Origin of the sequence: Legionella sp. km535 (assembly GCF_003990085.1) — a bacterium.
Lineage (GTDB): Bacteria > Pseudomonadota > Gammaproteobacteria > Legionellales > Legionellaceae > Legionella > Legionella moravica.
The window spans coordinates 1-20,274 of the sequence record NZ_RZGU01000021.1 but is presented as its reverse complement, the minus strand read 5'-3'; the positions used below and the strand labels follow the sequence as shown (position 1 = coordinate 20,274).

The window sequence follows — 20,274 nt, the reverse complement described above, 5'->3', positions numbered from 1 at the left end:
GGAATGGAGAGATCTTGCATAAAACAAGAATATATTGCGATTAAAAAGATTGAACTGGATCCCGCGAACAAGTCGCGGGAAGTCGAAACTTGAATTGTCAATAGCTCCTATGCGAAAATGCTGAATTAAATGGCAAAGCCTCGTCAGATGTGCATTATGAATCGAATAAACTCAACCAGATCAAAGTGCCAATCATCGATAAGCCAAACGGCTTAATAAAGATCCATCGCCCAATAATCTTATCCAGGGCCAGAAAAACATTCCCAATACCGCACTTGCAAGCGGCATAAGCAGGCTGTAGTGAAAACCTAACATCGCGTCGATAAACGAAATGACGGATTGATATAAAAGGCAAAAGAATCCTATAAGGCATATTTGCTGTATCATGGAGAAAAATTGAAATCGTCTTGATTTGCTCGAAGCAATCCAGGTCACCAGCAGGAATGCAAATGAATGTTCTCCGATTACTGTAGAAAGAAGCACATCCAATAAAAGACCCGTAAATAATAAAGTGGTCAACCTGAAGTTCCCAGGCAAATAATACTCAATGTACAATACTAATAACAAAACCCAGGGCGGACGAAAAGCAGACAAAAACTCAGGCATTGGCAAAATCGATAATACCAAAGCCCCAAGAAATCCTACCCCTAATCGCAGATAAAGATTCTTCATCAGGCAGATTCCTCAGCATTCAATCGCTCATTGATTTGAGAAGTTAATTCCTCTTGCTCCAGATCGGGCCAAATTAAAAGCACCAGACGATTACGATTCAGCAGAGCAACAGGACTTACCATTACTTTTACAAAATCTTCACCAGGAATACTATTGACCCGCTCAACAAGCCCCACTGGATACCCTTCCGGATATCGTCGCCCTAAACCGGATGTCACCAAAACATCGCCAGGATGAATGGATGATGTTTTCGGTAGATTAATTAGAGACAATTGATCAATACTGTTATTACCAACGAGTATCGCCCGCTCACCAGTTCGATTATTTCTTACCGGAACTGCACTCTTGGAATCGGATATTAATAATACCGTACTGGTCATTGGCCCTACATCGATTACCTGCCCCATGACGCCTTTTGCATCAAGCACCGGTTGTCCAGAATAAACCCCATCACGTTTTCCCTTGTTTAAAACCACTATCTGCCGAGAATTGCTGGTATCGACTGCAAGAATTTGCGCAGCCATAGCCCGCATATCAGCCTGGGACGAGGTCAATAATAATTCTTTTAATTGTGAATTTTCCTTCTGGATCACTAATAATTTTTGCAACTCAGCTTCCAGCATGGTTTGCTGATAACGTAACTGCATGTTTTCATCGATTAATGCTTTTTTGGCACTGACTAAAGATTGAACCCAGCCAACAACCCGAACCGGGTAATCAACAGCATACTGTAAAGGAGAAACAACTAAAGAAAAACCACTTCGGACATTATCCAGGTAATGATAATGATAATCAGAAATCATCATAAAAATAGAAAAAACAAGGGCCAACACAAATCCAATAGAACTGTGCCCGCCCTTAATAAATAATCTACTGTGTTTACTATTCTGTTGAGAGGAAATCACCGCCGCGCAAATCCATGGTTTCTAAAGCTTTACCACCACCACGTGCTACACAGGTCAATGGATCTTCAGCAATTAATACAGGTAACCCTGTTTCTTCCATCAGTAAAGTGTCTATGTTTTTCAACAAGGCACCACCCCCGGTTAAAACCATACCACGTTCAGCTATATCCGCTGCCAATTCGGGTGGAGCCAGCTCTAATGCTGCTCGAACCGCACCTACTATTCCTGATAAAGGTTCTTGTAATGCCTCGAGAATTTCTGCACTTGTCAAAGTAAAACTACGTGGGACTCCTTCAGCGAGATTTCTTCCACGCACTTCAATCTCAAACAAATCACGACTTGGAAATGCAGAACCGATTTCATGTTTAATGCGCTCTGCTGTCGTTTCACCAATCAACGTACCGTAATTACGACGAACATAAGAGACAATAGCGTCATCAAATTTGTCACCGCCTATCCGTACGGATTGATGATACACAATACCGCTCAGGGAGATAATGGCCACTTCAGTAGTTCCACCACCAATATCTACAACCATGGATCCGCTAGCTTCTTCGACTGGCATTCCGGAACCCAGAGCAGCAGCCATAGGTTCTTCAATAAGAAACACTTCCCGTGCTCCTGCACCCATAGCTGATTCACGAATCGCTCGCCGCTCAACCTGAGTAGAACCGCAAGGAACACAAACAAGAACTCTTGGGCTTGGTCTGAGAAATTTATTTTCATGAACTTTGTGGATGAAATGCTGGAGCATTTTCTCAGTGACAAAAAAATCCGCAATGACACCGTCTTTCATCGGCCGAATGGCGTTTATGTTACCGGGAGTTCTTCCTAACATGCGTTTTGCTTCAATACCTACGGCAGCTACTCGCTTTTGGCCTGATTCATTACGCAAGGCAACCACGGAAGGCTCGTTAAGGACAATGCCCTTATCCCGAACATAAATCAATGTATTTGCTGTTCCTAAATCGATTGACAAATCGTTAGAGAACACCCCCCTTAATTTTCTGAACATATGCAGTAAGATCCCGTTCTTCTTTTTGGATGCTACTTTATCCTATATTTGAGTAAAAATCGACAGTTGAATTGTAAGAAATTTAAATAATTGCGTAAATTTTGAGGTTAAGACAGTGATGCAAAAATCAAGTTGAGTCAGGTCTCTGAGGGCTTTCCCATTTTATTAGTGTTCCAGTCACTAAAGAATGCCTCATCCTGTTCGGTACAATCATCCTCAAATGAATTGGATGCTCCATCTCATTGGAGCACGTCATCCTGGTTACAGTGAGAAATCTTCTTAACTCGACTCTGTGCCTGCATTGAGTAATCCTCTTACTGCCACGAGATGGCATGATAATTTCAAGCCCCGAGTATCCAAAGCATTTAATCCTAAATGCCAAGGATCCTGGGGCTTGCCCCAAGCACTTAATTGATAACAAAAACTTCTTTTAATTTATCACGATTAGTATTCATGAAACGTTGCCCAAAGCCTTTAACTTCAGAGAGTTCTTCAATGGATTTAAACCCCTTATGACTGTCTCTGTAAGCAATGATTGCTTCAGCACGTTTCTTTCCAATACCTTTAAAGGAACCGGTAAGCGCAGCCAGATCTGCATGATTCAGATCTATTTTGCTTGCTGAAGGAGCATGGTGCTCTGGTTGTTTTTTAGGAACTGTATCTGCTTGAGCAGGAAGGGTTACAACGAATAATGACAATAACATAGCAATGAATCTTGCTTTCATAATGTTCTCCTAATTGTTGGACTAAGCGGCTCGTTCCAGAGCCGCTGCAAAGTATCCCAATATTTTATTTAAGTGTCGAGAAGATTTTTAATTATTTTTGTTGAGAAAAACTGTAGAGAACATATGAGACGCATGATGTTAATTTCTTAACCATGTCCAGATGAAGAAATTCATTTGGGCCATGAGCATTAGAGTGAGGACCCAATACACCAGTAATCATAAATTGGGCATTTGGAAATTGCTCCCCAAGCATCCCCATAAAGGGAATAGTGCCGCCCTCTCCCATGTATGCAGCGGGTTTACCATAATAAGTCAATGAAGCTTCATCAGCCGATTCAGCTAACCAATCAGAAAGCGATGGAGCATTCCATCCCTTAGACCCATCATCGACCCGAAAACTGACTTTGGCATTATACGGTGGATTTACCGTTAAAGTTTCCAGCAAAACCTGGGATGCTTCTTTGGGATTGACCAACGGAGGCAGGCGCATGGATAGTTTTAGCGCGGTTTTAGGGCGCATGACATTCCCAGCATCTGCTATAGCAGGAAAACCGTCTGCACCCGTTACTGTCAATGCAGGTCGCCAGGTTCGATTCAGGATTAATTCCGGTTGTTCAAGCCTGACCGGTTGCACCTCATCATGCCAGGCAAATTCAGTATACACCTGATTACCAAGCACCAGCGCACAATCTTTGGCCTGATTGATTCGCTCTGCAGGAATATCGCAATAAAGTTGTGGGAGTTTAATTTCACCTGTTGTTTCATCTTCAATTCGACTGATTAATTGTCGTGCTACTCTAAAACTGTCCGCAACAATACCACTGGCATTACCAGAATGTACTCCTTCATGGATCAGTTCAACCGTCAACTCGCCAACAACATTTCCCCGCAAAGAAGTAGTCATCCAAAGTTGTTCGTAATTACCTGCACCCGAATCAAGACAGATAACCAGAGAAGGTTTGCCAATCCGTTCTTTTAGCAGCTCAATGTAATAAGGCAAATCGTAACTGCCGCTTTCCTCACAAGCTTCAATAATCAATACACAGCGAGGATAAGGAATATTCTGTGCTTCCAAAGCTCGAATCGCGGTTAATGAGGCATAAGCAGAATAACCATCATCAGCCCCCCCTCTCCCATAAAGAAGACCATTTTTCAGTACAGGTTTCCATGGGCCCAAGTCCTCATGCCAGCCAGACATTTCCGGTTGCTTGTCCAAATGACCATAAAGTAAAACGGTTTCATCTATCTGGCCTGGGATCTCTATAAAAATTAAAGGAGTTCTATTCTCCAAACGCAAAATGTCTAGTTTCATTCCTTTGGGCGCATGAGCGGTACACCACTGAGCGATATGAGCAACAGCTTCATCCATATAACCATGTTCTTGCCACAGGGAATCAAAGTGAGGTGATTTATTAGGAATTTTAATATAGTCACATAAACTGGGGATTATTTCTTCCTGCCATTGCTTACTGACATAATCATACAGTTCTTGGGGATTGAACATGTGCTTGCTCCTTGATTATTCCTACAATTTTATCTGTAGCAGACTCAATTTTTAATGCTTTGATTTTATCATCAATATCACTCGCCTTATTAGTTACTTCCCGGAGAGCAGCTAATAACGTTTCTGCATTCAAAGCGTGATCCTGAATCACTACACTGATACCCAATCCCTGAAAATAACGCGCATTTTGTATCTGATCACCTCGACTCACCGTTGCAGATATTGGAATGAGGATATGCGGTTTTCCTAAAGCAAGTATTTCATATAAAGAATTTGCTCCAGCTCGGGAAATGACAACTGAAGCAGCCGCAAACAAATCTGCAAGCTCTTCATTGGCATATTCAAACTGACAATAACCTTTAATCTCATTCAAGGCAGGATCTTTTTTCCCCTTGCCACATAAATGAATGACTTGAAATCGTTCGGTTAATTGCCCAAGAGCAGCCCTCACACTCTGATTGATAGATCCTGCACCTAAACTACCCCCAATAACCAGCAAACACGGTTTTTCGCTATTAAAACCACACAACTCCAGACCTTTCGCCCTGGAGCCAGCAAATAATTGTTCACGAATCGGAGTGCCGGTTACTTCAATCTTGTCCTGATTTTTGAAGTGCTTTTTACCGGCATCAAAGGTGAGGCAAATTTTATTCACAAACGGAAAAGAAAGTCGATTAGCTAATCCTGGAGTCATATCTGATTCATGGGCTACCACAGGAATTCGATTTAACCAAGCACCGATAACTACCGGAAAGGCAACAAACCCACCTTTAGAAAACACGACATCCGGTTTTAATTTGTGAAACAAGCAAAACGATTGAATAATTCCAATCACTATTTTAAAAGGATCAAGCACATTTTTCAGACTAAAGTAACGACGCAATTTTCCACTACTGACCGCATGAAAAGGGATTCCCAGATTTTGGATCATTCCCTTTTCAATACCCTCATCAGAACCGATGTAATTGATATCCCATCCTTCTGCTTTAAATTCTTTAATTAATGCCATATTGGGAGTGACATGTCCGGCTGTGCCTCCTCCAGTAAATACAATGCTCTGGCTCATAATACTTCCCTAACTAATAAACTTAAGTCAATTGCGTTGACTGATTTGGTGATAGCCCCAACAGAAATAAAATCTACACCGCAGCGTGCTACTTCAGCAATATTTTCACTATTGATACCACCTGAAGCTTCCAACTCACAGTACTTAGGCTGATTCATTTGTACCGCCTGGATAAGCATCTCCAGACTAAAATTATCCAACAGTATCCTGTCGGGATGAGCATCAAAAGCCTCACGCAATTCGTCGAGCGTTTCCACTTCAATCTCAACTAATAAATGTTTGTTCGTTTTTCTGGCCAGGTTTATCGCTTGAGCAATAGTCCCACACGCTTTGATATGATTTTCTTTGATTAAAAAGGCATCGTAGAGTCCCATACGATGATTCACTCCACCACCACAATGAACCGCATATTTCTGAGCCAATCTTAGGCCAGGTATCGTTTTACGGGTGTCCAGCAATCGCGTCTCAGTTCCGCGAAGTTTCTCTACATAATGATGAGTTTGTGTTGCTGTGGCAGAAAGAGTCTGCAAAAAATTTAATGCCGTACGCTCCGCAGTTAAAATACTGCTCGCAGTACCGTGAATAATGCACAAAGAAGCAGGCGCGGCTAACCAATCACCTTCGGAAACCAGCCATTCAATCTCAATTTTATCGTCAATCTGAGCAAAAACCTCATTAACCCAGGGTTGCCCACAGACTAGCATCGATTCTCTGGAAATAATCTCTGCTTCAACGATAAGGTGAGAAGGCAACAGCGCTGCTGTAACATCACCTGTTCCTATATCCTCAAGTAAAGCACGCTTTACATCGGAGGCTACCTGTAACGAATCTATTTTCAAACCTTGAGTTCCTTGTTCTTGTTAGCATATCGCGCTTTTAATAAGGGAGGCGCGATAAAAGTAGTTACTAAAACCATCAACACGATTGATGAAAACAATTCATCAGAAATCACACCTAATGTTCGTCCAATAGACGCAAACACCAGTCCTACCTCACCACGGGGCAGCATGCCAATACCAATCAACAGACGGTCATCTTTACGATTTGCTCCTAATCCACTGAGTAATTTTCCAATGATTGCAGCAAGAATCAAACCGCTGGATAAAATAATGACGTTCCAGCTGCAGAATGTTTCTAATTTTACCTGAAGACCTATCACCATAAAAAACATAGGGGCCAAAATGGACTCTAGTGGAGAAATTAAATGATGAATGCTTCGATTCTCTGATTTATGGGATTCTTGTGATTTAAAATAATCATCGTGAATAATCACTCCGGCTGCGAAAGCACCAATAATAGCGGCCAAGTGCACAAACGAAGCCAACCAGGAAAGAGCCATTACAAAAATGAACGATATAAACAGCTTTGATTCCCAGGGCTCAAGACGACGCAATAAATGAACTGATTTACGTAAAAATATTGGCCCTAAGACCAAAGTACCAGCAAAGAACAGTAGAGAAGATATAATAATTCGTACTACCACTCCAAAATCAACAGCATTACTAATTACCACGCTACTGACCACGGCCAATAAAATCAATCCTAAAATATCATCCAACATTGCAGCGCCAAGAATTGTTCGTGCTTCTCGTGTGCGAAGCTTATTCATTTCTTTGAGTACTCTCGCTGTGATACCAATACTGGTGGCGCTCAACGTTGCTGCAATAAATAAATCTGCCTGAGCATGTGACGCGGGTATTAAAAAATAAGCAGCCAGAAATCCCAAAATCATTGGTGCCAGAACCCCAATAAGAGCAACTAAAATGGATTCTTTTCCAGTATGCTTTAGTTCCTCCAGGGAACTTTCCAACCCGACCATAAACAAGAGAAAAATAACACCCAAGCGCGAAAAAATATCCACTATGTAGGCAATTTTAAGATACTCCGTCCCTTCAGCACCGCTTAATGCCTGCGTGATTTGCTGCGCATAAAATGGATTCGGTATCACTGAACTGACAGCTTGTCCGATAGAAACTCCATTTAAAACTTCCTTCATTACATTAAAAATTGAAGAGCCTTCTCGCAGAATAACAATGAGTTGATTGCCAAAAAAATAACTCACATTCCCTACAATAACACCCATCAATAATTCACCAAGTACTCCGGGTTGATTAAAGAGTCGAGCAATATATCTGCCCATGATGGCAAAGAACAAAATGCACGTTACACCGAGCAAAACTGAGGCTACTGGATCAGCATGATCTTCAGAGCCTGCGGCAAATGCAATCATCGGGCAGATGCTTACTGCAAAAAACCACCATTTAGAACTGCGCATAATTCAGGCCCCCTTTCATGTAATTAATGATATCCGTATGCAACCTGAGTCTGTTGACAATTCAGATTTCGACGTTCCGCGAACAAGTCGCGAAAAAAAGGCCTGAAAAGAATGAACTGTCAACAGCCCCTAAAAGTTTTGAACTATCCTTATTGTTTATCTCACCCATTGATACATCTTAATTTGTAATTTTGTAAGGTTGTCATACCCCATTTTTTCATGCCTCCCCGCCAATGCGGGGATGCATAGATACTGCCTCTACTGTTTAGCCAAAAACAGACAGGTTTCCAAAACAGAATCGGGATTTAAAGAGACACTCTCTATTCCCTCTTTCATAAGCCATTGAGCAAAATCCTGATGATCTGAGGGGCCCTGTCCACAAATGCCTATATATTTACCTGCATTTTTACAAGCAACAATTGCCATATGCAACAAAGCTTTAACTGCATCATTGCGCTCATCAAATTGACCGGCTACCAAACCCGAATCTCTATCCAACCCTAAAGTTAATTGCGTCAGATCGTTAGAGCCAATTGAAAAACCATCAAAATGCTCTAAAAATTCACTGGCCAATAAGGCATTAGATGGCAGTTCACACATCATAATAACCCGCAAACCATGTTTGCCACGCTCCAGTCCGTGTTGCTTTAAAACCTCAATGACATCACTGGCTTCAGAAACGGTTCTTACAAATGGAATCATGACCTCCACATTGGTTAAGCCCATGTCCTCCCGGACTCGTCTGACTGCCTTACATTCTAAAGCGAAGCACTCGGCAAATTGTGAGGAGACATAGCGTGATGCACCTCTGAAGCCCAACATTGGATTTTCTTCATGCGGTTCATACAACTTACCGCCAACAAGATTAGCATACTCATTGGATTTAAAATCAGATAACCGAACGATCACTGGCTTGGGATAGAACGCTGCAGCTATAGTAGCTATCCCTTCTTTTAACCGTTCAATATAATATTCTACAGGTGAGGAATAGGCGACAGTTTTCTCAGAGATAAATTTCTTAAGTTCTTTGTCCTGCAAGCTGTCAAAATCAAGTAAAGCCCGGGGATGAATTCCTATTGTATTGGAAATCAAAAATTCCAACCGAGCCAAACCAACTCCGGAATTAGGTATTGATTGAAAGGCAAATGCCCGATCAGGATTACCCACATTCAACATCACCTTCATCGGTAATTCAGGCATGGTTTCTACATCAAGTCGAACTTGCTCAAAAGGTAAGAAACCAGCATAAACAATCCCCGTATCCCCTTCTGCACAACTGACCGTGACTTCATCTCCGTCAGTAATGGTTTTCGTTGCATCCCCACATCCCACTACTGCAGGAATTCCTAATTCACGTGCAATAATAGCCGCATGACAGGTTCTTCCTCCTCGATTGGTCACAATTGCAGAAGCACGCTTCATCACCGGCTCCCAATCGGGATCAGTCATATCGGAAACCAGAACATCACCGGGCTGCACCTTATGCATTTCGCTAATGTCTTTAATGATTTTTGCCTTGCCCTGACCAATACGTTGCCCTATGCTGCGGCCTTCACTTAAGACGGCCCCTTTTTTCAGTAAGGTATAACGCTCCAAAACCTGTTTGCTGTCTCTGCTTTTTACTGTTTCAGGACGTGCCTGTAAGATATATAATTTTCCATCTTTACCATCTTTGGCCCATTCGATATCCATGGGACGACCGTAATGCTTTTCTATTATTAATGCCTGTCGGGCTAATTGCTCAACTTCTTCAGCATTTAAAGAAAAAAGTAATTGCTCTGTCGGATCAACGTCTACAATTTTAACTCGTCTCTCCAAAGAGGGATCATCACAATAAATCATTTTTAATGCTTTACTGCCCAGATTACGGCGAATCACAGCTGGGCGTCCTGCAATAATACCCGGTTTGTGTACATAAAACTCATCAGGGTTTACTGCTCCTTGAACAACCATTTCCCCTAACCCGTAAGAGGAAGTGATAAAGACAACCTGATCAAAGCCTGATTCTGTATCCATGGTGAACATAACACCACTGACAGCTATATCACTGCGTATCATTTGTTGTATCCCGGCCGATAACGCCACATCACCGTGTGCAAAATTATGATGAACACGATACGCTATAGCTCTGTCATTGAACAATGACGCAAAAACATGTTTAATCGAATCTAAAACAGCATCTATCCCTTTAACATTTAAAAATGTTTCCTGTTGGCCTGCAAAAGAGGCATCGGGCAAATCTTCGGCTGTCGCTGAGGAGCGGACTGCAACGCTAAAATCATCATGACCTATTCGATCAGCCAACTCTTTATAAGATGCACGAACAGCATGTTCAAATTCAGGGGTAAAGGGGGTATTCACTATCAACTCTCGAATGTGTTTACCTACTACAGCCAATTGACACACATCATCTGTATCCAGGGAAGATAATTGTTCATAGATTTTCTTATCAAGGCCATCACGAGATAAGAATTCCCGAAAAGAATCCGCAGTAGTTGCAAATCCACCGGGAACAGAAACACCAGCTGAGGATAAATGACTGATCATTTCACCTAGAGAAGAATTTTTACCGCCTACTTGCTCCAGGTCCCGCATTCCAAGTTGCGCCAAATCGATAGTATGTAGTTTAACCGTCATATCAACCCCAAATTCATAAAATGATAGCCATTCTACTTAAATTGTCAGCCTATTGGAATTAGAACCTTCAATGTCTTTGAAAGTTGCTCTAACTGAAGGCAAATAAACATGGGGCTGTTGACATTTCATTATATTCAAGCCTACTTTCCGCGACTTGTTCGCGGGACGTCGAAACTTGAATTGTCAACAGCCCCATGACAACAATAATAACGCGCCCCGATCCTTCTTTGGTTGAAATCGTACAAAGTGAGATTTTGAAATCGGAATTGTCAATACAGCTTAATTGTGCGTTACTATAAATTGCTGTAAGTTTTCAGGATGAACAGGTGCACTTAAGCCTATTCAAAAGTTCAATTATCACAAGGAAGTTACCATGTTTAAACGTATAGCACTCATTTCTGTTGCCTTATCTTTAAATACGATCTCCTTTTCCAGCATAGCCTGTTCTGCCTTGGTTTTTAATAAAAACAAGCCCGCAACTGTTGCAGTCAATTTAGACTGGAAATACAGGGAAGGTACCGTAGTAATTCATCCACGCGATACTCTGATGGTTTCCAGTGTTGACAGTCATCAATATCACCCTCTCATTTGGAAGAGCCGTTACGGTAGTGTAGTGTTTCATGGTGGCAGCCGCTTTAAACCAGGACCTGCCGCAGATGGAATGAATGAAAAAGGACTCACCGCTTCAGCACTTATCCTGAGTTCTTCTCGTTATTCAATCAGTAGCGATAAACCTGCATTAAGCACATCTGAGTGGGTACAGTATGTTCTGGATAATTTCCAAAATGTACAGGAAGTACTTGATGACAGTTCCAATTATCAATTGCTCCCCAATAATTACCGTAATGTAGGTATGAATCTTCACCTGATGATCAACGATGCAGAAGGCAAATCCGCTGTTCTTGAATATTTAAATGGCGAATTGGTCATTCACACTCAGGATAATCTAATACCTCCGGTGCTAACCAATATAGACTATGCCTCAGCACTGGCTGTTCTTGATGAGTATGGTGGGTTCGGGGGCAATAAACCTCTTCCGGGAGGATATGATTCAAAATCACGTTTTGTGAGAGCTGCACATTTCCTCAAAAAATTGCCTGGTTATGTAGCGAATGAGGAACATATTGCATATGCCTTCAATAGCTTGGGACATGTCGCGCAAGCGCCCGGAACTTCTTCACCTACACAATTGAGTATGGTTTTTGATCTCGGTACAAAAACCATCTATTTCCGTAGCATCAATGAAGCCAATATCAGAATGATTCCCATAAACGACATTAACTTTAATGAACTAAAAGACAGTTTATCTTTAAATTCCTACCAGCATCTCGCAGGAAATATAATCCATCAGTTCAAATCAATGGATGACTAAACAATAAGGGCGCAAAGCGCCCTTATCAATATAATAGATGGTCTTAAAGTTTCTAGGTCCCAATACTTACTTCAGGGATATTGCCCGAACCCTCAAATTTATCCTGTTTTTTTGTGCCAGTCATATCCTTATGGCAAGCAGCGAGAGCTTTGGAAAAATCTTTAAAGAAATTTGATTCACCAATCATAGCGAGGATACCTATTTTACGTAATTTTTCCTCAACGGAATCATTAGCACCGCTTAAAATTACGCGCACTCCACGTTGATGTAGTCCCGCAATAACTTCCTCAAGAGTTTGCAATCCGGTGACATCCATAAAGGGCACCCATCGCATTCTAATAATCAAGATGCTTGGGTCTGTATGGGTGAATGCTAATGCTCGCTGAAAAATTTCTACTGCCCCAAAGAAAAAAGGACCTTCAATGGCATAGACCAACACACCAGGAGGTAATTCATCCAGATTTTGTTTTGCCAATTCCTGAGAGAGATCAGCCTGTGACATTTGCTGCACTTCGACGCCTAAAGCCATTTGACGCATAAACAAAAGGATGGCAATAATCACCCCGATATTTACAGCCACAACCAAATCGACAAAAACAGTTAAGCAGAAAGTTACCAGTAAAATCGCTACATCCGCTCTTGGCGCCAATTTGATGATTTTAACGAAATGATGAACTTCGCTCATATTCCAGGCAACTACAAATAAAATAGCGGCAAGCGCAGCAAGCGGAACATTTACGGCTAAAGGCGCTAAAAATAAAACAATCAAAATTAACGTCACAGCATGAATTATTCCAGCTAATGGGCTGTTTCCGCCATTACGGATATTGGTTGCTGTACGCGCGATCGCACCAGTTGCAGCAAATCCGCCAAACAAAGGCGTCAGGATGTTTGCTAATCCTTGCCCAACCAACTCTCTATTGGAATTATGTTGCGTACCAGACATACCATCAGCCACAACAGCAGATAATAAAGATTCAATTGCGCCAAGCATGGCAATGGTAAAAGCTGGACCAACCAGTTCAATAATGCGATCCAGATTTATGGAAGGTAATTCAAAAGTAGGCAAACCCTGAGGAATCCCGCCAAACATAGTACCTATAGTAGCAACACTTTCAAAATGAAATACAGATTGAAAAACCGTTGCGACTACCAAAGCAATCAATGGGCCTGGGACACGTTTTAATCCGGGGATTCTGTTGGAAAAAATAACCATGAATAATGAACAGAACCCCAATAGTGCGGTAGGTATGTTTAATTGTGGAAACGATTGAATCAGGTGCCACAATTTTTCATGAAAATGTGCACCGGTTGTTGGGGGTAACCCTAAAAAATATTGCCACTGCCCGACCCAAATCACTACAGCAATCCCCGAGGTAAAGCCTATAATGACTGGGCTGGGTATGAACTTAATTATACCGCCCAGGCGTGCAAGACCAAAGAACAACAACATAAAACCAGCCATTAATGTGGCAATTTGCAATCCTGATATTCCGTATTTGGCAGTAATCCCGGCAAGCACTACGATAAATGCGCCAGTGGGGCCTGCAATTTGCAACCGGCTTCCCCCCATTATCGAAACAACCAATCCAGCAATTATAGCAGTGTACAAACCTTGTTCCGGTTTGGCTCCTGAAGCGATGGCAAAAGCCATTGCAAGGGGCAAAGCAACCACGCCAACGATTAATCCAGAAACAATATTTTGTAGCCAATATTTTTTTTGGAATAACCCAGCCTGGTAGGACTCGATAATAGTTTTCATAAAATTGAACCAACTTATTAGAAATTGCGACTATTATACGCACATGGAACAAAAATGTGTTAATTATGATATAAAATTTCTCACTTTAATTCACATCTTGCCTCGCATCTAATATTATATATGCTTTCTTATTTGGGTAGGCTACCTATGACACTTTCAGCTTTAAACGCAATCTCCCCCATAGATGGTCGTTATATCAATAAAACAAGGTCCTTAAGTCCTTATTTTAGTGAATTTGCGTTAACTTATTTTCGTTTGATGGTTGAAATTCGCTGGCTTGAATCTTTGGCAGCAAATGAGACAATTACTGAAGTACCTCCATTAAACGCGAACTCAAAAGCATTTCTTGCTGCACTTATTGAACATTTTGATGAAGCTGAAGCAGGAAAAATTAAAGAATTAGAAAAGCAAACAAATCATGATGTAAAAGCCATTGAGTACTATTTAAAAGATAAGTTTCAGAATCATGAACAACTCAAATCCATCGTTGGATTCATTCATTTTGCCTGCACTTCTGAAGACATTAATAACCTGGCTTATGCACTTATGGTAAAACAAGCCATTGCACAGGTTATACAACCTACTCTGGCTGAAATTATGGGCAGCATCACCTTGCTTGGCAAACAGCATTGTGATGCAGCGATGTTGTCCAGAACACACGGTCAACCTGCAACGCCAACAACTATGGGTAAGGAACTGGTTAATTTCGTTGCCAGACTTAAAAGACCTCAGCAACAATTGGCTGAAGTGCTGATCCCTGGAAAATTCAATGGTGCAGTGGGCAACTACAATGCACACCTTATTGCCTATCCAGAGGTTGACTGGCGTAAGCATTGCGCTAATTTCGTTACCTCATTCGGTTTATCGTTCAATCCCTACACGACTCAGATTGAACCCCATGATGGTATCGCTGAAGTATCGCAGATCATGGTACGAATCAATAATATTCTCCTGGATTACACCCAAGACATTTGGAGTTATATTTCTCTGGGTTATTTCAAACAGAAGACTATTGCCGCTGAAGTAGGCTCTTCAACAATGCCTCATAAAGTAAACCCGATTGATTTTGAAAATGCCGAGGGAAATTTGGGACTGGCAAACGCCCTGTTCATTCATTTTTCCAATAAACTGACCCAGTCACGTCTACAGAGGGATTTATCAGATTCTACCGTGTTACGTAATTTAGGCGTGGCTTTTTCTTACAGTTTAATCGCCTATTACTCCATCACCAAAGGTAACGATAAATTACAAATTAATAAAACGGCCCTCGATGAAGATTTAAATTCGAATTGGGAAGTTTTGGCTGAAGCAGTTCAAACGGTAATGCGCCGTTATAACGTGCCGGATGCTTATGAACAATTAAAAGCACTGACACGTGGTCAAGGTATTGATGCAGAGAGCCTGAAACATTTTATCAATAATCTGTCCATTCCCCAGGAGGCAAAAGCACAACTCTCTTGTCTGACTCCAGAATCCTATACAGGTCTGGCGATACAGTTAGTTAAGGCCTTTTCATGAACGATACCTTATCACAACAGGGGCAAGCCTTTACATACGATGTTCTTGTTATAGGTACCGGATTAGCTGGATTACATTATTGCCTGCAATTATTGGAAATCCAGCCCCAATTAAAGATCGCATTAATCAGCAAAGCAGAATCAATTGAATGCAATAGCCGTTATGCACAAGGTGGAATTGCTGCTGCCTTTTCCCCTGAGGATTCACTCGAATCCCATGTTTCCGATACTCTGCTAGCCGGTGATGGGTTATGTTATCAACCCGCTGTAGAATTTATTATTCGTCAGGGACCGGACATAATAAAACAACTGGGACAGTATGCCGTTAAATTCAAACAGAACACAAATGGAGAATTTCATCTGGCGAAAGAAGGCGGACATTCCCACAGACGCATCTTCAATTGCGGTGATCAAACCGGTTTAACAATAACTCAAACGTTGAACCATTTAGCGCGACAACACAAACAAATTGACTTTTTTGAGCATCACGTAGCAGTCAACTTGATCACTCAGTACCTTCCACACCGAACCGATAATCAAGGAGAGGTTTTAGGCGCTTACATTCTGGATTGCCAACACAATCGCATCCATACCTTTTTGGCAAATTGCGTGATTTTGGCGACTGGCGGCGCAGGAAAAACATACCGTTATACAACCAATCCTATGGTTGCAACGGGAGATGGTGTGGCCATGGCATACAGAGCAGGAGCTCGCGTAGGCAATATGGAATTCTATCAATTCCACCCCACCCTTCTTCATCACCACTCCTTGAACAACTTTTTAATCTCTGAAGCAGTTCGCGGCGAAGGAGCCTTGCTCAAAAATCCTGAAACAGGCGAACGGTTTATGAAGCAGTATGCTCCTGAACACATGGAGCTTGCCACCAGAGATGTTGTTGCCCGAGCAATATTTAGTGAAATAGAACAAAGCCAGGCAGGATACGTTTATCTGGACATTACGCACCAAAGCAAATCGTTCCTGAAAAAACGATTTCCCCAAATTTACTCGACTTTATTGTCCATAGGCATAGAAATGAGCCAGGACATGATTCCTGTAGTTCCTGCAGCCCATTACCAATGTGGTGGAGTATTAACCGACGTTGATGGCCGTACTGACCTGAAACGATTGTATGCTATAGGTGAAGTAGCGTTTACCGGACTTCATGGCGCCAATCGGCTGGCAAGTAACTCTTTGTTAGAAGCGTTGGTCATGGGTGCAAACGCGGCTCGATGCACTCTAAAAGACATAGCATCCCCAATTAAGCCAATGGATGCCGTGCCAAACTGGAGTTCACCCGGGGAAGTCAACGCCAGACGTGCCAGTCAGATTAATGCCCAATGGAGAGGCTTACGGGGTGAAATGACTTCCTATGCCGGAATAGTGCGTACTGAAGCAGGTCTTCAGGATCTACTACAATTAATAATGAAACGTAAGAAAATTATTGAAGAATATTACTGGAAGCATTCCATTACACGAGATTTCATCGAGTTAAGAAATATAATACTTAATGCAGAGTTAATCGTCAGAGCCGCCTTAGCACGACGGGAATCGCGTGGAGGCCACTTTAGAGAAGATTTTCCAGGTAAAAATACAAAAGCTCAGGAAAGCATTGCCAAACTGGGGCCTGTAGATAATTCTTTAGGCTAGAATTTATTGGCAATTCAGATATCGACCTCCCGCGACTTGATTGTGGGATCTATTTCGATCTTGATGAATACATGATGTTTGTTCCCAATTACATTTGAGGTAGATTTGATGTTTAAAAATTCGACTATTTACCAACCAGAAACAACCTTAATGCACATCCGAAATGATATGAGCATTTGCCAAAGCGATTACCCAATTGATTGGTATCAGGAAGAGTTCATACCCTATGCCGAAGAATATCAGGCACTTCCAGATCGTAAACTGACCACAGTATTGGAATGGATGAAACCCTATATTAAGAAAGCGCAGGATCATTTCGGTGATAAAATGCTGCTTCTTGCTCACTACTATATGGGTGGGGATATTGTTCGTTTAATTGAACAGTTCGGTGGTAAAATTGGGGACTCCTATCAGTTAGCCCTCATGGCTGCGAACCATCCAGAAAAATCAGTCATTATCGAATCCGCAGTCCATTTTATGGCGGAATCCATCAGCATACTCGCCAACAAATCACAGCAGGTGTACATTACCAATCCAAAATCAGGATGTACCATGGAAATGCTTGCCAAAGACTTTATGGTTGAACCCGCGTTTATGGATTTAAATGAACGTTATGGTGCTGAAAACATTATACCAGTATGTTATATGAACACGTCTGGTCGAGTTAAGGCGATGACTGGAGCACAAGGTGGAGCAGTGTGTACCAGTTCTAACGTTAAAAAAATATTCCAGTGGGCACAAAAGCAAAACAAAAAAATACTGTTTATCCCTGATCAACATATGGGAGAAAACGTAGCTTATTGGTTGGGAATTAATAAACTTGCTTATTGGCCTGGTGGAACCGCAGGAGCACGCTATTCTTTGCCGGAGCAAGACAAAAAAACTCTGGATCAATTCGATAAATCGGAGTTGATTTTATTTGCCAGCGAATGTGCTGTGCATACACATTATCAGCCAGAAATGTGTGAATACTGGCAGGAAAAAGGCTATACCACCATTGTGCATCCAGAGTGTCGAAATGCCGTCATTCGAGTTGCTCAATATTCAGGTTCTACAGCATTCATTTGGGATCATGTCGTCAATGACAGATCGGGCACCAAACGTTATGCCATAGGCACAGAAAATCACATGGTTGCCAACCTGAAACAATATTGTAAAGGTTTAGGAATCGAAGTAGTCAATCTGGCAGAAGCACCTAAAAAGGATGAAGAAAATGGCATAGGCTGCGGTTGTGCTACCATGTCACGCAATGATCCCCCTCATTTGGTTGCTTTGGTTGATTTGCTACGCCAGGGTAAAAACATGGCTTACAACGAAGTTAAAGCAGGAGATGTTGTTAACGAATTTACAGGAACCCGAAACAGACTTCCGGTCAATGATCAGCAATGGGTTATAGATAATGCTAAAAAAGCCCTGGAAATGATGATTAATATCACAGAAGATCGCATTTAATCCCAGACATTTCGGTTTATACAATTGAATAGTGGTGTGTACCTAACGTATACGCCCTGTTTACTGTTCTGGCTAAAACAAATGAACTCCTGAGCCATTATTTAACAATTAAGGAATTCAACATTTCCTTAACTTCAGTAATTGTTGGAACCGCCAGAGGATACTTGTCTTCCAGATCCAAAACAAACTTCATCACATCACCTGGCGCTTTTAAATCATCTTTAACCTTAAATATCAAAGCGTAGATAAAGTTTGCACTTTGGATGTGTGGATTTCGTTCAGGGCGATGCTTGTCATATAATTGAGGTTGCACCTCTTTATCCCTGATATCTATGAGCTTACGAAGCACCAGTTCTTTAAACACTTCATTTTTTGGTGAAAGTTCATCCATTTGATGTTTCACAGCATCAGAGCTGTCCTGCTCATCATGGTTTAAATGGCTTCCTTTATCTATATCATCCACGACTTATACCCTCATTCAGATTCCGGTAGGATAATCCAAGTTAAGTATAGCCACAGGCTCAAGTGTTTACAAATCAATCAATGGAGATTAACGTTCAGAAGTATCTGCAACATAAAACTGGCATTGAGTTAATCCTTCCGTACAGACATAACCACCTAATGTATCTATCCAGCTATTATCAGAGCGTGCTGGAATTTTTGTCAAAACCTGCCACCAGATCGAGTAATCACCCACAGAGTTTCTATAAGTGCAGGTTACTCCCTGACCATATCGGGCAACAAGAATATTCGCTTTTACGAAACGTGTGTTTTCGTCACCTTGGGGTCTGTTCAAAGAAAAAGGATTTTCTACCCACGGAGATGGCGGAACCCCCCATTTTAAAGAAGTTGTGTTGGGATCGGGGCAATGGGTACTATACCCTGCAACACTAAAGGTGAATAAAGTTATTCCTAAAACAAAAGAGCTGAACTTATTCATGCATACCTCATTCAACAAACTTCAAATCAACTATAACTCATATTTTAGGTCATTATTTAATTAAGTGGTTCAAAATGTCAAACTGGATTAAAAACTCAATTCAAAAATGGCTATGACCACAGGTTTAAAATCAATAAGTTTTAAACATAAAGTTCATATAAAGCCCAGCCATAGCGAGAAAATAAAGATAAATCGAATTCCAGATAAATAATTTTGTGAAATCCATTGTTAGTATCTTAATCTTTGTTATAATGACCGCGCGTGCCGGGGTGGCGGAATTGGTAGACGCGCCGGATTCAAAATCCGGTGATGGTGACATCGTGTCGGTTCGAGTCCGACCCTCGGTACCATTGAGACATTTTGCAACAGTTCTCAATGGTTCACAACGGCACATAACTCCTTGATTCTTATTGTAATAACATTGACATCTACTTCTCAAAAACTTCTCAACTATTCGTTATTTTTCGCATATAACCGCGAGCACTTTGGGTAAGATCTTGAGTAAGATTTTTTATCCCCCCATTCAAAGTTGCCGCTTAGTTGAGGTAATTACAAATGCTTTCAGATGCAAAGATTAAATCATTAAAGATAGAAGATGGAAAACGCCATGCTAGACCGTGATGGCCTAGTACTTGAAATAAGACCTAGTGGCAAAATGACGTGATCAACCAAAATGTTACACCCCAGTTAAGCAACTTTCATTAATAAATCGCTCTGTTTTTCAAATTGATTTGGGCTTAAATATCCCAAATATGAATGTAATCTGTGGCTGTTATAGAACATGG

At 41.5% G+C, this 20,274-nt stretch carries 17 protein-coding genes and 1 tRNA gene; 5 read left to right on the top strand and 13 right to left on the bottom strand.

What is annotated here, in order from left to right; all coding sequences use genetic code 11:
* Positions 1-192: 192 nt before the first annotated feature.
* The 9 genes from mreD to ppsA form a co-directional block, all read right to left on the bottom strand.
* A complete protein-coding gene (gene mreD / locus ELY21_RS12190; protein WP_127109862.1) occupies positions 193-672 on the bottom strand; it encodes a rod shape-determining protein MreD in 480 nt (159 codons plus the stop codon).
* Positions 672-1,577, bottom strand: coding sequence for a rod shape-determining protein MreC (gene mreC / locus ELY21_RS12185; protein ID WP_127109860.1), 906 nt, complete (start codon positions 1,575-1,577; stop codon positions 672-674). Before mreC ends, mreD begins: the two co-directional genes overlap by 1 nt.
* On the bottom strand, positions 1,555-2,592 hold the full coding sequence (locus ELY21_RS12180; protein ID WP_018577556.1) for a rod shape-determining protein: 1,038 nt from the start codon (positions 2,590-2,592) through the stop codon (positions 1,555-1,557). Before ELY21_RS12180 ends, mreC begins: the two co-directional genes overlap by 23 nt.
* Before the next feature lie 407 nt (positions 2,593-2,999).
* Complete coding sequence (locus tag ELY21_RS12175) at positions 3,000-3,317, bottom strand: helix-hairpin-helix domain-containing protein (protein WP_127109858.1); 318 nt, start codon at positions 3,315-3,317, stop codon at positions 3,000-3,002.
* A gap of 91 nt (positions 3,318-3,408) precedes the next feature.
* Complete coding sequence (locus ELY21_RS12170; protein WP_127109856.1) at positions 3,409-4,821, bottom strand: M20 family metallopeptidase; 1,413 nt, start codon at positions 4,819-4,821, stop codon at positions 3,409-3,411.
* Positions 4,796-5,887: an undecaprenyldiphospho-muramoylpentapeptide beta-N-acetylglucosaminyltransferase gene (locus ELY21_RS12165; protein ID WP_127109854.1), complete on the bottom strand. Its 1,092-nt coding sequence runs from the start codon at positions 5,885-5,887 to the stop codon at positions 4,796-4,798. The genes ELY21_RS12170 and ELY21_RS12165 overlap by 26 nt, the downstream gene beginning before the upstream one ends.
* Positions 5,884-6,726: a carboxylating nicotinate-nucleotide diphosphorylase gene (gene nadC / locus ELY21_RS12160; RefSeq protein WP_127109852.1), complete on the bottom strand. Its 843-nt coding sequence runs from the start codon at positions 6,724-6,726 to the stop codon at positions 5,884-5,886. Before nadC ends, ELY21_RS12165 begins: the two co-directional genes overlap by 4 nt.
* Positions 6,723-8,162 carry a cation:proton antiporter gene (locus ELY21_RS12155; protein ID WP_127109850.1) on the bottom strand — a complete coding sequence of 480 codons (1,440 nt, stop codon included), beginning with the start codon at positions 8,160-8,162 and terminating at the stop codon, positions 6,723-6,725. The genes nadC and ELY21_RS12155 overlap by 4 nt, the downstream gene beginning before the upstream one ends.
* A 258-nt stretch (positions 8,163-8,420) precedes the next feature.
* The gene (ppsA, locus tag ELY21_RS12150; RefSeq protein WP_127109848.1) at positions 8,421-10,799 is read right to left on the bottom strand and encodes a phosphoenolpyruvate synthase; all 2,379 of its coding nucleotides are present in this window, start codon (positions 10,797-10,799) and stop codon (positions 8,421-8,423) included.
* 373 nt (positions 10,800-11,172) lie between these two features.
* Between ppsA and ELY21_RS12145 the strand changes: the two genes are divergently transcribed.
* Entirely contained in the window at positions 11,173-12,171 is a 999-nt protein-coding gene (locus tag ELY21_RS12145) for a linear amide C-N hydrolase (protein ID WP_127109846.1), read from the top strand.
* 52 nt (positions 12,172-12,223) lie between these two features.
* On the opposite strand, the gene ELY21_RS12140 is transcribed toward ELY21_RS12145, so the two are convergent.
* Positions 12,224-13,933, bottom strand: coding sequence for a SulP family inorganic anion transporter (locus ELY21_RS12140; protein ID WP_127109845.1), 1,710 nt, complete (start codon positions 13,931-13,933; stop codon positions 12,224-12,226).
* A gap of 147 nt (positions 13,934-14,080) precedes the next feature.
* On the opposite strand from ELY21_RS12140, the gene purB reads away from it, so the two are divergent.
* From purB to nadA, 3 genes are all read left to right on the top strand, one after another.
* Entirely contained in the window at positions 14,081-15,451 is a 1,371-nt protein-coding gene (gene purB / locus ELY21_RS12135) for an adenylosuccinate lyase (RefSeq protein WP_028385097.1), read from the top strand.
* Positions 15,448-17,097 carry an L-aspartate oxidase gene (gene nadB, locus ELY21_RS12130; protein ID WP_127109843.1) on the top strand — a complete coding sequence of 550 codons (1,650 nt, stop codon included), beginning with the start codon at positions 15,448-15,450 and terminating at the stop codon, positions 17,095-17,097. The genes purB and nadB overlap by 4 nt, the downstream gene beginning before the upstream one ends.
* A 108-nt stretch (positions 17,098-17,205) precedes the next feature.
* Entirely contained in the window at positions 17,206-18,549 is a 1,344-nt protein-coding gene (gene nadA, locus ELY21_RS12125) for a quinolinate synthase NadA (protein ID WP_127109841.1), read from the top strand.
* 97 nt (positions 18,550-18,646) lie between these two features.
* Here the strand turns inward: nadA and ELY21_RS12120 are convergent, their stop codons facing one another.
* Positions 18,647-19,012 carry a hypothetical protein gene (locus ELY21_RS12120; RefSeq protein ID WP_127109839.1) on the bottom strand — a complete coding sequence of 122 codons (366 nt, stop codon included), beginning with the start codon at positions 19,010-19,012 and terminating at the stop codon, positions 18,647-18,649.
* An 87-nt stretch (positions 19,013-19,099) separates the two neighbouring features.
* A complete protein-coding gene (locus ELY21_RS12115) occupies positions 19,100-19,489 on the bottom strand; it encodes a DUF3757 domain-containing protein (protein WP_127109837.1) in 390 nt (129 codons plus the stop codon).
* Positions 19,490-19,752: 263 nt separating this feature from the next.
* On the opposite strand from ELY21_RS12115, the gene ELY21_RS12110 reads away from it, so the two are divergent.
* A tRNA-Leu gene (locus tag ELY21_RS12110) sits at positions 19,753-19,839 on the top strand.
* 337 nt (positions 19,840-20,176) lie between these two features.
* On the opposite strand, the gene ELY21_RS16050 is transcribed toward ELY21_RS12110, so the two are convergent.
* The coding region (locus ELY21_RS16050) for an IS3 family transposase (protein WP_370272436.1) at positions 20,177-20,274 on the bottom strand (98 nt) is incomplete at its 5' end.

Bases quoted from the DNA above. Each gene is read 5' to 3' on its own strand.
- mreD (WP_127109862.1), bottom strand. From the start codon at position 672: ATGAAGAATCTTTATCTGCGATTAGGGGTAGGATTTCTTGGGGCTTTG.
- ELY21_RS12180 (WP_018577556.1), bottom strand. From the start codon at position 2,592: ATGTTCAGAAAATTAAGGGGGGTGTTCTCTAACGATTTGTCAATCGAT.
- ELY21_RS12175 (WP_127109858.1), bottom strand. From the start codon at position 3,317: ATGAAAGCAAGATTCATTGCTATGTTATTGTCATTATTCGTTGTAACC.
- ELY21_RS12170 (WP_127109856.1), bottom strand. From the start codon at position 4,821: ATGTTCAATCCCCAAGAACTGTATGATTATGTCAGTAAGCAATGGCAG.
- ELY21_RS12165 (WP_127109854.1), bottom strand. From the start codon at position 5,887: ATGAGCCAGAGCATTGTATTTACTGGAGGAGGCACAGCCGGACATGTC.
- ELY21_RS12155 (WP_127109850.1), bottom strand. From the start codon at position 8,162: ATGCGCAGTTCTAAATGGTGGTTTTTTGCAGTAAGCATCTGCCCGATG.
- ppsA (WP_127109848.1), bottom strand. From the start codon at position 10,799: ATGACGGTTAAACTACATACTATCGATTTGGCGCAACTTGGAATGCGG.
- ELY21_RS12145 (WP_127109846.1), top strand. From the start codon at position 11,173: ATGTTTAAACGTATAGCACTCATTTCTGTTGCCTTATCTTTAAATACG.
- ELY21_RS12140 (WP_127109845.1), bottom strand. From the start codon at position 13,933: ATGAAAACTATTATCGAGTCCTACCAGGCTGGGTTATTCCAAAAAAAA.
- purB (WP_028385097.1), top strand. From the start codon at position 14,081: ATGACACTTTCAGCTTTAAACGCAATCTCCCCCATAGATGGTCGTTAT.
- nadB (WP_127109843.1), top strand. From the start codon at position 15,448: ATGAACGATACCTTATCACAACAGGGGCAAGCCTTTACATACGATGTT.
- nadA (WP_127109841.1), top strand. From the start codon at position 17,206: ATGTTTAAAAATTCGACTATTTACCAACCAGAAACAACCTTAATGCAC.
- ELY21_RS12115 (WP_127109837.1), bottom strand. From the start codon at position 19,489: ATGAATAAGTTCAGCTCTTTTGTTTTAGGAATAACTTTATTCACCTTT.